Annotated in this window: 11 protein-coding genes and 2 tRNA genes; 7 read left to right on the plus strand and 6 right to left on the minus strand. The window is 47.3% G+C overall.

Annotated elements, in window-relative coordinates; all coding sequences use genetic code 11:
* Both CIK04_RS19230 and CIK04_RS19235 read right to left on the minus strand, forming a co-directional pair.
* Nucleotides 1–81: transfer RNA gene (locus CIK04_RS19230), tRNA-Tyr, on the minus strand.
* An 89-nt stretch (nucleotides 82–170) separates the two neighbouring features.
* Nucleotides 171–255, minus strand: a tRNA-Tyr gene (locus CIK04_RS19235).
* Nucleotides 256–545: 290 nt separating this feature from the next.
* Here CIK04_RS19235 and CIK04_RS19240 point away from each other — a divergent pair.
* Nucleotides 546–1,613 carry an efflux RND transporter periplasmic adaptor subunit gene (locus CIK04_RS19240; RefSeq protein WP_097352842.1) on the plus strand — a complete coding sequence of 356 codons (1,068 nt, stop codon included), beginning with the start codon at nucleotides 546–548 and terminating at the stop codon, nucleotides 1,611–1,613.
* A complete protein-coding gene (gene vexH, locus CIK04_RS19245) occupies nucleotides 1,613–4,726 on the plus strand; it encodes a vibriobactin export RND transporter permease subunit VexH (RefSeq protein ID WP_017420312.1) in 3,114 nt (1,037 codons plus the stop codon). Before CIK04_RS19240 ends, vexH begins: the two co-directional genes overlap by 1 nt.
* A gap of 60 nt (nucleotides 4,727–4,786) precedes the next feature.
* Here vexH and CIK04_RS19250 read toward each other — a convergent pair whose 3' ends face one another.
* Entirely contained in the window at nucleotides 4,787–5,368 is a 582-nt protein-coding gene (locus CIK04_RS19250; RefSeq protein ID WP_039450451.1) for a porin family protein, read from the minus strand.
* Nucleotides 5,369–5,532: 164 nt separating this feature from the next.
* On the opposite strand from CIK04_RS19250, the gene CIK04_RS19255 reads away from it, so the two are divergent.
* On the plus strand, nucleotides 5,533–5,850 hold the full coding sequence (locus CIK04_RS19255) for a DUF1244 domain-containing protein (protein WP_026050255.1): 318 nt from the start codon (nucleotides 5,533–5,535) through the stop codon (nucleotides 5,848–5,850).
* Between the two features lie 103 nt (nucleotides 5,851–5,953).
* Here CIK04_RS19255 and CIK04_RS19260 read toward each other — a convergent pair whose 3' ends face one another.
* A complete protein-coding gene (locus tag CIK04_RS19260; RefSeq protein ID WP_017788717.1) occupies nucleotides 5,954–7,039 on the minus strand; it encodes a PLP-dependent cysteine synthase family protein in 1,086 nt (361 codons plus the stop codon).
* A 129-nt stretch (nucleotides 7,040–7,168) separates the two neighbouring features.
* Here CIK04_RS19260 and CIK04_RS19265 point away from each other — a divergent pair, with 129 nt between their 5' ends.
* The gene (locus CIK04_RS19265) at nucleotides 7,169–7,630 is read left to right on the plus strand and encodes an Lrp/AsnC family transcriptional regulator (RefSeq protein WP_011080950.1); all 462 of its coding nucleotides are present in this window, start codon (nucleotides 7,169–7,171) and stop codon (nucleotides 7,628–7,630) included.
* 330 nt (nucleotides 7,631–7,960) lie between these two features.
* On the plus strand, nucleotides 7,961–11,008 hold the full coding sequence (locus tag CIK04_RS19270) for a D-tyrosyl-tRNA(Tyr) deacylase (RefSeq protein ID WP_097352843.1): 3,048 nt from the start codon (nucleotides 7,961–7,963) through the stop codon (nucleotides 11,006–11,008).
* A gap of 56 nt (nucleotides 11,009–11,064) precedes the next feature.
* Here CIK04_RS19270 and tesB read toward each other — a convergent pair whose 3' ends face one another.
* Nucleotides 11,065–11,931: an acyl-CoA thioesterase II gene (tesB, locus tag CIK04_RS19275; protein ID WP_017420307.1), complete on the minus strand. Its 867-nt coding sequence runs from the start codon at nucleotides 11,929–11,931 to the stop codon at nucleotides 11,065–11,067.
* Between the two features lie 190 nt (nucleotides 11,932–12,121).
* Between tesB and CIK04_RS19280 the strand changes: the two genes are divergently transcribed.
* The gene (locus CIK04_RS19280) at nucleotides 12,122–12,547 is read left to right on the plus strand and encodes a YbaY family lipoprotein (protein WP_039547594.1); all 426 of its coding nucleotides are present in this window, start codon (nucleotides 12,122–12,124) and stop codon (nucleotides 12,545–12,547) included.
* A 69-nt stretch (nucleotides 12,548–12,616) separates the two neighbouring features.
* Here CIK04_RS19280 and CIK04_RS19285 read toward each other — a convergent pair whose 3' ends face one another.
* The gene (locus tag CIK04_RS19285) at nucleotides 12,617–12,919 is read right to left on the minus strand and encodes a DNA base-flipping protein (RefSeq protein ID WP_039467594.1); all 303 of its coding nucleotides are present in this window, start codon (nucleotides 12,917–12,919) and stop codon (nucleotides 12,617–12,619) included.
* A gap of 150 nt (nucleotides 12,920–13,069) precedes the next feature.
* Here CIK04_RS19285 and CIK04_RS19290 point away from each other — a divergent pair, with 150 nt between their 5' ends.
* The gene (locus tag CIK04_RS19290) at nucleotides 13,070–13,813 is read left to right on the plus strand and encodes a hypothetical protein (protein ID WP_011080945.1); all 744 of its coding nucleotides are present in this window, start codon (nucleotides 13,070–13,072) and stop codon (nucleotides 13,811–13,813) included.
* Nucleotides 13,814–13,923 lie beyond the last annotated feature (110 nt).

Below are 13,923 nucleotides of genomic sequence, written 5' to 3' on the forward strand. Positions count from 1 at the left end.
TGGAGGGGGACGGATTCGAACCATCGAAGGCGGAGCCGGCAGATTTACAGTCTGCTCCCTTTGGCCACTCGGGAACCCTCCAGGGTGTTTTTATACTTAGAACGTGTTTTCCCAACACACTATCCAAGTGTTTCTCACAATTAATCCAGAGAATAATCACAAGAAGAATATGGTGGAGGGGGACGGATTCGAACCATCGAAGGCGGAGCCGGCAGATTTACAGTCTGCTCCCTTTGGCCACTCGGGAACCCCTCCAGGGTATTTTCCTAATCTCCTATGGATTAGGCTTAAGCGGTGTTTTCCCAACGCATCGCTCAAGTGCGGAGCGCATCATAGCAAACCAGTTCAGTGTGTAAAGCCTTTTTCTGTGCTTTACATGTTGAATGCTGCCTTTTTGGGCAAAGATGCCAGAAAGTACACATTTTGGTGACAACTTAGGCCGCTAAATCCTTCACTTCTCACCATAATTTACACAACTTGACGTTACAGTACGCTAGAGCTGATACACTCATAATCTCAACTATGGCTTTATTGATTGACGGAACATGAAAAAACGCATTCTTATCTCATTTATTACTCTGGCTCTTATGGGGACTTCCTCTCTATCCCATGCTGCTCTAAGAGGGCCATCTGCTGTTACTGTGGTTGCAGAAGAAGTGCAAACACACCAAATTAGCCAATCTTTAGCGCTGGTCGGCAAATTGGAAGCGGTGCAGTCAGTGGTGATTGCGTCCGAAGTGTCCGGCAAAGTCGAAAGCATTCAAGTGAAAGCGAACCAGAATGTCACTAAAGGGCAATTGCTGGTCAAGCTTGAGGACGATAAAGCCTTAGCGGCTGTTTCTGAAGCAAAAGCTTATTTGAAAGATGAGCAGAGAAAACTTAAAGAATTTGAGCGACTGGTCAGCCGCAATGCGATTACGCAAACAGAAATTGACGCGCAAAAAGCGAGTGTCGAGATTGCACAAGCGCGTTTGACAGCGGCCAATGCCAACTTGAATGATCTTCATGTCACTGCACCCTTCGCCGGAACGGTGGGTTTCGTCGATTTTAGTCGCGGCAAGTTGGTGAACTCAGGCACTGAGTTACTGACTCTCGACGATCTGTCATTAATGCAACTGGATCTTAGAATTCCGGAGCGTTATCTGTCTATGTTGTCGATAGGTATGCCTGTGACAGCAACTTCCAGCGCTTGGGGTAAACAAGTGTTCACTGGCAAGGTGGTGGGCATTGACTCACGGATTAACGCCGAAACGTTGAACCTACGAGTGCGCATTCAATTTGAAAATCCGGAAAATCAGTTGAAACCAGGGATGTTGCTCAATACCGCCTTAGCGTTCCCAGCGATTGAAGCGCCGATCATTCCGGTGCAGGCATTAGAGTATTCTGGGACCAAACGTTACGTCTATGTCATCGGTAGCGACAATAAAGCGAAACGCACAGAAGTTCTGCTTGGTGCGCGAGTCGAGAACCAAGTGGTGATCGAGTCGGGTGTCAGCATCGGCGATAAAATCGTCGTGCAAGGTATCGTGAACATGCGTGACGGTGTGTTAGTCAAAGAAATTGGCGGCGCAGCAGCAGGGCAAGAGACCGTAGCGAAGAAGGATGCGCAATAATGTTACTCTCTGATGTGTCAGTAAAAAGACCAGTTGCTGCGCTGGTATTGAGTTTGTTGTTGTGTGTGTTTGGTTTTGTCTCGTTCAGCAAATTGGCGGTACGTGAGATGCCGGATATAGAAAGCCCGGTTGTCTCCATTAGCACACGTTACGACGGAGCATCGGCGACGATCATCGAAAGCCAGATCACGTCAGTGCTTGAAGATCAACTCTCAGGCATCAGTGGTATTGATGAGATTTCGTCGACCACGCGTAACAGCATGTCTCGTATCACCATAACCTTTGAACTGGGTTATGACCTCAATACTGGGGTGAGTGATGTTCGTGATGCCGTGGCGCGCGCACAGCGTTCGCTACCCGAGGAAGCCGACGATCCAATCGTGTTCAAAAACAACGGTAGTGGTGAGGCGTCCCTTTACATCAACCTCAGCTCTTCAGAGATGGATCGTACCCAGCTCACCGATTACATCGAGCGTGTACTCATGGATCGCTTTAGCCTTATTACCGGAGTGAGTTCCGTTGATATCTCGGGTGGCTTGTACAAAGTTATGTACGTGAAGCTAAGTCCTGAGCTTATGGCTGGGCGAGGCGTGACCGCCACGGACATTACCGCGGCGCTACGCAGTGAGAACCTTGAAAGTCCTGGGGGTGAAGTGCGTAACGATCAAACGGTGATGTCTGTTCGTACCGCGCGCAGCTATAACTCAGTAGAAGACTTCCAGTATCTGGTGGTCAAGCGTGCCAGTGACAACACGCCGATTTATCTCAAAGACGTGGCGGATGTCTTTATCGGTGCTGAGAATGAGAACTCGACGTTTAAAAGTGACGGGGTAGTCAACGTCAGCATGGGGATTGTCCCTCAGTCGGACGCTAACCCGCTTGAGGTGGCAAAAAGAGTGCATGAAGAAGTCGATAAAGTGCAGAAGTTTTTGCCGGAAGGGACGCGTCTCGCTATCGACTACGATTCAACCGTGTTTATTGACCGCTCTATTTCGGAGGTGTACAGCACCTTGTTTATCACTGGCGGGCTGGTGATTCTCGTGCTGTATATCTTCATCGGTCAAGCTCGCGCCACCTTGATTCCCGCGGTGACCGTGCCTGTATCGCTGATTTCCTCTTTTATTGCCGCGTACTACTTTGGTTTCTCGATTAACCTCATCACCTTAATGGCCTTGATTCTCTCTATCGGCTTGGTGGTCGACGATGCGATTGTGGTCGTTGAGAACATTTTCCATCATATCGAGAAAGGCGAATCGCCGTTGCTTGCAGCCTATAAAGGCACGCGAGAGGTGGGTTTTGCGGTCATTGCCACCACGTTAGTATTGGTGATGGTGTTTTTACCGATCTCCTTCATGGACGGCATGGTGGGCCTACTCTTTACCGAGTTCTCGGTGTTGTTGGCAATGTCCGTGATTTTTTCATCATTGATTGCGCTCACGCTCACACCAGTTCTGGGCAGCAAAATTCTTAAAGCCAATGTTAAGAAAAACCGTTTCAATGACGTAGTGGACCTGTTGTTTGGCAAGTTAGAGTCCGGTTATCGCGCGGTGCTAAAGCGAGCACTCGCGTGGCGATGGCTTGCGCCCCTGATCATCCTTGCTTGTATGGGTGGCAGCTACGCGCTAATGAATCAAGTGCCAGCACAATTAACACCACAAGAAGATCGAGGGGTGATTTTTGCCTTCGTCCGTGGTGCCGATGCCACCAGTTATAACCGCATGTCTGCCAATATGGACTTAGTGGAAGCGCGTTTAATGCCGTTGTTAGGGCAAGGGTTCCTTAAGTCATTCAGCATCCAGTCACCGGCGTTTGGCGGCCAAGCGGGTGACCAAACCGGATTCGTTATTATGATCTTGGATGATTGGAATGAACGTTCGGTGACAGCGCAGCAAGCGTTAGGTGAAGTGCGTAAAGCGCTGGCGGGCATTCCAGATGTTCGTGTTTTCCCGTTTATGCCCGGATTCCGTGGCGGTTCGAGTGAGCCTGTGCAGTTTGTGCTTGGCGGCTCGGATTACAACGAACTGCGCGATTGGGCCGAGGTGCTGAAGAACAAAGCAGAAGAATCCCCAATTATGGAAGGGGCGGAGATCAACTATTCTGAGAAAACGCCAGAATTGGTGGTGTCGGTGGATAAACGCCGTGCCGCAGAACTGGGCATCAGCATCAAAGAGATTTCCGATACCTTAGAAATCATGTTGGGTGGGCGTAAAGAAACCACCTTTGTAGAACGTGGTGAAGAGTACGATGTTTATCTTCGTGGTGATGAAAATCGCTTTAATAACGCAGCGGATTTGAGCCAAATTTATCTGCGCACGCAAAGTGGCGATCTGGTTACCTTAGATACCGTGACCAACGTTGAGGAAATTGCGTCGTCGATTCGCTTATCGCACTACAACAAGCAGAAAGCGATCACGATTACCGCCAACTTGTCGGATGGTTACACGCTGGGTGATGCTTTGGATTTTCTTGATCAGCAAGCGATCGAGACCTTGCCGGGCGATATTACCATCAGCTATTCCGGTGAATCGAAGGACTTCAAAGAAAACCAGTCTAGCGTTGCCATTGTGTTTGCCTTGGCTTTGCTGGTGGCCTACCTCGTTCTTGCTGCGCAATTTGAAAGCTTCATCAACCCTCTGGTGGTGATGTTTACCGTGCCTATGGGGGTGTTTGGTGGTTTCTTAGGTTTGCTCATCATGCAGCAAGGCATGAACATCTACAGTCAGATTGGTATGATCATGCTGATCGGCATGGTGACCAAAAACGGTATCTTGATTGTAGAGTTTGCTAACCAACTGCGTGACCGAGGTTTTGAGTTTGAACAAGCGATTATTGATGCCTCGGCACGACGGTTGCGACCGATTTTAATGACCGCCTTCACGACTCTAGCGGGCGCGATTCCACTTATTTTGTCGGATGGGGCGGGCTACGAAAGCCGCGTGGCGGTTGGGACCGTTATTTTCTTCGGTATGGGTTTTGCCACTCTAGTCACCTTGTTCGTTATCCCTGCGATGTATCGTTTGATATCTCGATACACAGAAGCACCAGGGCATGTAGAAACGGAACTAAATCAAGCCCTTAGCCATGATACGAAAGGCCGAGTAAGCCACGGTTAAACCAATCCTAAAACCCAAAGAGCCGAGGAACAAAACCTCGGCTCTTTTATCTCGGCTTGTCTAGAACTGCTTACCGATAGAGAGTTGGAAACCAGAATACTTATCGTAGAAATCGTCAAAGCCTGCGTCAGCAAAGCTATAGACATATTCGGCTTTCAGCCAGAAATTTTGCCCCATATCCCAGCCTAATCCGCCCCCGACGTTGAAAATCATTCCCGCTTCTTCCGAGATTTTCACTGCGTTGTTTGTCACGTCATACATGTTTGCTTGGGTGATCAAACCCGACAAGCGGCCGAAAAGTGAAATCGGGGAATCCCCCAAGTTGCCTGTGGAGAGCAGAGCGGAAACGCCTGCTTGATAATAGTCTAAGTTAAGGCTGGTTCCTGCCGTGCTGTTGGTGACTTCATTTTGCGTGTAGCGAAACAGACCTTCGACAGCAACATGTTCATTGAAGTTTTTACCAAAGCCGATCGTAAAGTTTGGGGTTGAAAGCTCACTGCCGCTGTTGTCACCGTAAGCAGAAACATCAAAAGCGATCGTGCCTGCGCCAAGGTAAAAGTAGTTCGGCAACTCCCCCATTTTCTCCGCGAAAACCGGCTGGGAAAGTAATAATGTTGAACACGCCAGCATAATTTTTTTCATAATCGTTCGCCACCTAAGAGTGATTCAATAAGATGCATAAGAGAGTGTTGGCTGAGATAGTACACAATTCCTCGGCGAAGAGCTTGGTTTTATTAGTGGATTTTGTACTATGCTGGTCATCCGCCCGTGATTAAGACGGCAAAATGAGAAGAAAGGAAAGTAAAGTGACACAGTTTAAATACCAAGAGTTGACTCAAGAGCAGCAAGACAAACTCGATGCTGCCGCATTTCGCCGTCTGCTGGCTCACCTTGATGCCAACAAAGAGGTGCAAAATATTGATTTGATGATTTTGGCGGGCTTTTGTCGTAACTGCTTTAGCAAATGGTACAAAGCCGAAGCGGATGTTTTAGGGTTAGATCTTGATTTGGATGATGCTCGTGAGCGTGTTTACGGCATGACTTATGAAGAGTGGAAAACCAATCATCAACCTGAAGCCACGCCAGAGCAATTGGCGGCTTTTGAGGCAAAACAGAAGAAATAACGCGCGCAGCGCCTCACTAAGCTCAACTCGCAGCACTGTTTAAAACAAAATGCCCACTGAATCACGTGGGCATTTTTTATCGCGAGTGGTTTTATTTTCTGCATTACGCAGGGCAGCAGATGGGCGCCACGCAGCCATCGCGCTCAATGATTTCAAGCTGCTCTAAGTAGGGTTGAATGTCACCAATGTTGGTTTTAACCCACTCTTCATTAAAGTAGGTGTCTAAGTAGCGATCTCCGCTGTCACACAGTAGGGTCACGATAGAGCCACGCTCGCCACGCTGTTTCATTTCGCATGCCAATTGCAATACACCATACAGGTTTGTGCCCGTTGAGGCGCCAACTTTACGGCCAATCAGCTTAGATACCCAGTGGGTACACGCAACAGAAGCGGCATCAGGGATTTTTCGCATTTCATCCACAACGCCAGCAATAAAGCTTGGTTCAACACGTGGACGACCGATGCCCTCGATCTTACTGCCCGTATTGCCCGTTATGGTGTTGTCACCGCTTTGGAAGTAGTCAAAGAACACCGAGTTTTCTGGGTCAACCACGCACAACTTGGTGTCCAGCTTTTGGTAACGGATAAAGCGACCGATGGTGGCCGACGTGCCGCCTGTTCCTGGGCTCATCACGATCCAGCTTGGTTCTGGGTGCTCTTCGAGTTTCATTTGGCTGAAGATAGAGTTCGCGATGTTGTTGTTGCCACGCCAGTCCGTTGCGCGCTCCGCGTACGTGAACTGATCCATATAGTGACCATTCAACTCTTTGGCTAAGCGGTGAGATTCTGCGTAAATTTGATCGGAGCGATCCACCAAATGAGCTTTACCGCCATAAAACTCAATTTGCTCGATTTTCTTTCTAGCGGTGCATTTCGGCATCACTGCGATAAAAGGTAAGCCTAGCAAGCGTGCGAAGTACGCCTCTGACACGGCAGTACTGCCTGAAGATGACTCAATGACGGTGGTTTCTGGGCCAATCCAGCCATTACAAATCGCGTAGAGAAACAACGAACGCGCTAAGCGATGCTTTAGCGAACCGGTTGGATGGGTGCTTTCGTCTTTGAGATAAATATCAATGCCATCGAGAGACGGAAGATCGAGCTTAAATAAATGGGTATCAGCAGAGCGTTGGAAGTCAGCTTCAATCTTGCGAATCGCGTTATTAATCCAGTTGTGGTCCGTACACATGGGGGCCTCTCTTAATTCTTATTTACAGTAACAAAGTACCTACCTTTGTAGAGAAAAGCTTTGCTTTTTATGTGGTGATGTCTCTATATTGTAGAAAAATTTTCTCTAATTGAGCGGATTGATAATTGTATGCTGGATAAAGTTGATCTGAAGCTACTTTCACTGCTGCAGCAGGATGGCACCTTGTCCCTGAGCGATTTGGCTGAGCAAGTGAATCTCACCACGACACCGTGCTGGAAGCGCCTAAAGCGTTTAGAAGATGAAGGCTTTATTGAAAAGAAAGTGGCGTTGCTGAATGCAGAGAAATTGGATCTCTCATTTATTGCCTTTGTGCAAATTAAAACCTGTGATCACTCTTATGCGTGGTATGACCGTTTCGTTGCAACAGTGAACGATTTTCCTGAAGTGATGGAGTTCTATCGCATGGCGGGTGAGTACGACTACATGATGAAAGTGTTGGTTAAAGATATGAAAAACTTCGATACTTTTTATAAGAAGTTGGTCAATAGTGTTGAAGGGATATCCAACGTCACCTCAACGTTTGCGATGGAGCCTCTCAAATACACCACCGCGCTACCGCTTGGTCAGTGATGGAATAGATGCATAAGATTATTTGGTACACAAATGGGTGTTACCAATTGAATCTATCTGTATCAAAGATAAGAATCTTAAATGAACAATGTTCACAATATCAGCTTTCTCTAATTTTTCATAACAGTGTAAGCTAAAGCTGAATTGGTATAACTATATGTTTTTTATTGTTTATTTTTGAGTTTAGTAACACATTTTTTAGCAATGTGATTCATTCCTATTTGCATGTAATAAATCGCGCAAAATCTGCCGATTTCTTTGCCTGATTTAATTTTCTGCCTTGTGATAAGGTCCGCGCCTGTTGAGTAAATATTCAGTTGAGGCGTAATAATGCGAATAGAATATGGGTTAATTTTATTGCTGACTGCCAATGTGTTGGTGGGGTGTGGCGGTGGAGGTGGCGGCAGTTCGGCCCCTGCGGTTGTGAAACCAAGCAAGCAATATCGTGCGCCTCTTGAGTCTTTGGACCTGACCACCACCTATGTACAAATAGGCGAGATTGTTCAACCGCAACTTTTCCAAGTGAAAGGTGACGTCGCGTTTGAGCTCATTGATGACGAAAGTGCACAAGTGGTGTTGCTCGATAGCCAAGGCCGCATCAAAGTATTAAAGCCAGGTGTTGCCCATGTGAAGGCGATTGACACCAGCGATACCTTTCAAACCTCGGAGTCGAATTTTACGATTACCATTCAAAAGGGTTGGAATGATGCGCTCTCCATCAGTCCGCTTTATTTAACCACCACGCAAACAACGCCAAGTTCGCTTACTGTCCGTGGCGCAAAAGGTGAGTTGCGTTATCGTGTTCTCTCCGATCCTGACGCTATTATTGATCTCTCTGCACAAGGAGAGGTGCAAAGTCGAGGTCGCCCTGGTATTGCGCGTATCCAAGTGAGCGATTTGGGTGATGAGTTCTATTCTGAACGAAGTATGGAAGCCGACGTCATTGTCAGAGCGGTCGACGCGGAATCTCTTAGCTTTGCCGCACTTTCGCGATCATATCAGCCAGGGTTAGTGTTAGCGCCAAAACGCTTAGATACGACGCCAACAGAACGCATCGTATATCAGATCGTTAAAAGTGAACCGGATTGGGAAGTCGCGGAGTTTTCACAGCAAAGCCAAGGCATGCTGGCGATCAAAAACAGCGGTAAAGTAACGGTGCGAGCTACGGCATATTATCCAGAGACTTACAAAACGGCTCAGCAAACCAGCGAATACGACGTGACGATTGATAAGGCTGCGCGCCAGCCGCTGTCGGTCGCCAATATGGTGACGGAATATCAAGCTAATGCTCGTCTGCAACCTATTGTGAGCAATGCTAAAGGCGAGCTTCAGTATCGATTATTGAGTGGTGCGGATGTGCTCCACATTGATCCCCTTGCTAACTTGCCCGTTATTGATGGTGTAGGGCTGGCGGAAGTGGAAGTGACAGAGCAAAATCTGCGTAACTATCAAGTCTCCAGTGCGCGTTTTACCATCCAAATTGATAAAGCATCACACCAAGGCATCAAGCAAGATCCTATCTCTTTAACCTATCAAGAAGATCTGCGTATTCCGTTTGAATTCTCGGGCCAAAAAGGTCGTTTAACATTAGTGAGTGGTTCATCTCCTCAACTGGCCCTTGTGGATAAAACATTATTCATTAAGCAAGCAGGGCAATACTCGCTGCAAATTGAGGATGATGGCGGTGAGTTGTATCAATCAACGCAGTTTACTCTTTCTATTGATGTGGCCAAGGCGACGGCTGAACCCTATCAAACGCAAGATTATCAAGAAACCTATTACAAAGATCTTCAGATCAATCTTCAGCGAGACTTAAACCCTCGCACCAATGACTTGCTGGTTCTCGATAACAGTGATCCTAGTGTTGTCAAAGTGCTTGAAGGCGGTATTTTGCACGTCTTGAAAGCGGGTGAAACTCGTTTGACGATTCAAAGAGCAGAAACAAACAACTATTTGGCAGGTCCAGTACAGTACGTCAATGTTCGTATCAATAGCGCTGATAGTCAGTTAAGAGTGGATCAATCGCTTGTTGAGGGCACTTGGACTTCTGTATTCGGCTCGATTGCAGCACCGGCAATCTCTGGTGCTGAGGGTAAACTGAACTACTATCTCGCCGAAGGGGAACCAACCGACGTTATCGAATTGGATAAAGACTCTGGTTTTATGAAGATACTCAATGCGGGTTCTGTTCGAGTCATCGTTAAAGACACGGGCAGTAGTGGTGTGAATGCAGGTGAAACCAGTTTTACCGCTCGCGTCTTACCCGCCGATAACCCGGTTGAGATTCGTTATCCAAATACGATCTTTGAAGAGAACCAAACGATTATGCCGTCTCTTTCGATCGCAATGGATAAGCACAGTTATCGCTTGATCAATCAAGCTGATCCAACAGTAAAGCTCACTTCTGGTACCGAGGGGGCGTTAAGTATGCTTCACGCTGGGAGCTTTGAGATTGAAGTCACGGTTTCAGCTCGCAACTATCAAACAGCGACCAAGCGAGTAACGGGGACGATTAGCAAGGCCACGGCCAAAGCGCTTGATTACAAGCCGCAGAGCGTTGATTTTGTGCCCTTCAAGCAGGTTAGTTTGGCGATGCGTTCACCGATTGGTACGCGCAGCTACAAAACGATTCTGTCTGATAGCACCATCTCCGTTGATCCTATCAGCGGCGTGATAACGCTCAAGGACTATCGAGGTGATAACCAAGATCAAGCGGCCTCCATCGTCGTGAGTGAAGATGAGATAAGAGACTACCTTGCGCTGAGCCAAGCGTCTCTGAACTTTACGTTGAACGCACCGAAAGCGGAACAAGCGGATGCAAATCACACCCTGACAGAGAAGCAGACGGTCATTATCAGCAAACTGAGTGGTTCTGAATTTGCTAGGCTACAAGAGTCTCAATTTGGGCTGATGGGTGTTGATCGTGTGTTGCGACCAACCGATGAACAGTTCAAAGAGTACGGTGAAGGTATGATTGCCATCGTGAGAGTGAAACCTATTGGCTCCGATGTGCTCACTGAACGACGTCAATTGATGCTGCATATTGCCCGTTTTGATGATTGCGCCACCAAGTTAGACCCCGACAATATTGAACCCTTCCAAGCGGTTGCATTTGATACACCAGGATACTGCGAAGATGGGTCTCGTACGTTGCGGATGACGCGAGTTACGGTGGTGGATGATTCCCCGCTGCTGGAAGGCCCGTATGAGTTTGTCCGTCCAATGATCTATTACCGTAAAGGCGAGCGCCGATTTTTACCAGAGCGCGATGGTGGCCGTTACCCAAGAGAGGGAGAGGTGGTATCTAGCCTCACCTATGGTGACCCAAGAACCTTGTATGAGTGGGGAATATTGCAGTTAAACTACCAACGACAATAATTAGAAGGAGCGCCGATGCGCTCCTTCTTTGTTCAAGGGGAAAATAACCTGCGCTGTTACTTTTTATCAATAAAGCGCATCACCCCTTCTTGCACCGCTGTAGCCACTAAGTGGCCTTGCTGATTGTAGATCTCGCCACGAACCAGTCCTCGGGTATTAGAGGCTGTTGGGCTTTCGATGACATAGAGCAGCCATTCATCCATCTTAAATGGGCGGTGGAACCAGATGGAGTGATCGATGGTCGCTACTTGGAATTTCGGCGTCATGAGCGAAACTTCGTGTGGATGTAATGCCGTGACTAAAAATCCCCAATCAGAGGCGTAGGCTAACAGATATTGGTGGATCAATTGACTGTCGGGCATCTCACCGTTGGCACGTATCCAGAGATACTGTTTTGGCTCGGCCTTTTTAGGATTAAGCGGGTTGATGACGGTGACAGGTCTGGTCTCGATCGGTTTCTCTCCACAAAAGGTTTGTCTCAGCTTAGCGGGAAGAAACTCAGCAATATGACTGGCGAGCTCCGATTCAGACATGAAATTTTCCGGCCCTGGAATATCGGGCATGGTATTTTGGTGTTCAAACCCCGGTGCTTCACCATGGTAGGAAGCGGTGAGATAGAATATTGGGCGTCCATTTTGGATTGCTTTAACACGGCGAGTGCTGAAACTTTTACCGTCTCTTAAATTCTCGACATCGTAGATGATGGCTTTTTCTGGATCGCCAGGATAGAGAAAATAGCTGTGAAACGAATGCACTGTGCGGTCGTCAGACACCGTATAGCGAGCTGCCGATAAGGCCTGCCCCAACACTTGGCCTCCATACACTTGTGGTAAACCAAGATTCTCACTTTGACCCCTGAACAGTCCTTCTTCCAGCTTTTCAAGTTGCAGTAAACTTAGTAACTCGTTTAAGGGTTTACTCATGTTGGTTGATTCCTCTCTTTAACACATGGGTTTGTCACTTTGATTCAAGCAACTGCGTTGAGTATAACGCAATTAACAACGGTGAATATTTTTAACTTAGTCAAACTATTGTCAATAAACATTTGATCCACAAGACAGAGTGACGTGCTCAAACTATAATCTTCGCGAATTTATTAATGAGTGAGGCTCTATGAAAAAAATAATCTTAGTGATGATGTCAGTGTTCTTTGGTGCTTTGTTAGCGGGTTGCCAGACTTCGGAGCCATTAGTGAAAGACCAAGGTATCCAAACCATCAGTGGGACGGTTTTTTATCGTGAGCGTATTGCCTTACCAGAAGACGCGGCTGTCACCCTAGTTTTGGAAGATGTCTCACTGGCTGATGCGCCTGCCAAAGTGATCGCAAAGCACAAATTTATTACCAATGGTAAGCAAGTTCCACTGTCGTTCGATCTTGCTTATGACAGCAAAAAGATCATTGCCAATCACCGTTACAACGTACGTGCACGTATCGAAGTGAATGGCCGCTTACGTTTTATCAGTGACACCATTGTTCCTGTCATCACTGACGAGGCGAACACGCGTAATGTTGAGATCATGGTTGTGGGCGTTCGTTAATCACGACAAGGTGCTCAACGCCACAACAATTGATTGTTGATACCCCCCTAATGTTGATACCGATGGTGACTAAGGTTGCCATCGGTATTTTTTTAAACTTATTTTTCCTATCTCACTCACTTCAATCTGTTCAGCCTGCAACAATTGGCGTTGACGATTGAGGTCTGAACCTTGCAACGAAATTCTGCCTTGGCTGTTGATCACTCGATGCCAAGGTAGTTTTGTGCCTTCTGGCAAGTTCCCTAATGCTTTACCGACATGCCTTGCATAACCAGGAAATCCAGCCATACGTGCGATTTCTCCGTACGTGGTCACTTTACCAAAGGGAATTTGTTGAATTACAGCAAAGATTTGGGGCAAAAAATGGTCCATACTCAAATTGTCCTAGTTCGTCGTTTACCAAGGATTGGTAAGCCAGGTGTGCTGGAAATGAACCCACTTAGCGTACAACCTTTTGTGTTTTAAGTTTCTGCGTTGCGCTGAGTCTGATTAAAAACAGAATCGGGTCTTAAAGGAGGCGCTATGATATTTTCAATTCTTCAATTCACAATCACAAGCCTTTTAGCGGTGGTCTGTGCCAAAGCAATCAGCATGAGCGCTGGTGATATCCCCGTCCTTGCCTTAGTGATTCCTGCTTTGTGGATTCTACCTCAAGGTGGTATTGCTGGTCTCGTCTTGCTCGCTGCGATGACGGTGTATGGCCTCACGTTACCCATGCAGCCGATAGCTCTCTCTGTGTGCGTGTGGATTTTGTTTCCACTCCTTATGGTGGTGTTTTCCAAGAAAAGCAGCCTGGGCGTATTGCTCACGGCAGGGATGATCGTCTTGGCTCTGATGGTCGGCATTATGGTGACGCAAATGGCCGGTAAGTTGACCGGTTCGCCATGGGTAACCGTGGTACAAGTGCTATCGGTAACGGTCATTTGGTGGGCGGCAAATCACTGGCGACCTTCGAGCAAACATAGCTGGTGGCCATTGCTACTATTGATCCCACTATGGATGGCAGGTTTGCCTTACGCGGTATTAGTGGCGCTCTCAATTACTGGCATTATGGCGTGTATGGAAAGTCTTAACTCACTTAAAACTTTTTCATGGAACAAACTGCTGTGTTGGACATTACCGACCGTAGGGTTCGCCGCATTAGTGGTGACGCCGAATGTCGATGTGCCCAATTCTGTGTTTGTGGTGTGGATCTGCTTGTTGGGTACCGCTTGGATGACAGACTACATCTTAAATGCGGAAGAAGAGATGAAAGAGCAGGATTGAGTTGCCTAGAACAGTGACCGGTATTGCATATCAATAAAAATATTTATGCACGTGACAATGAGTTGATATAAGGTTTCTGCTTCATATTTTGACGCTTGTGTGAAACCTAG

The organism is Vibrio sp. 03_296 (assembly GCF_002265885.1).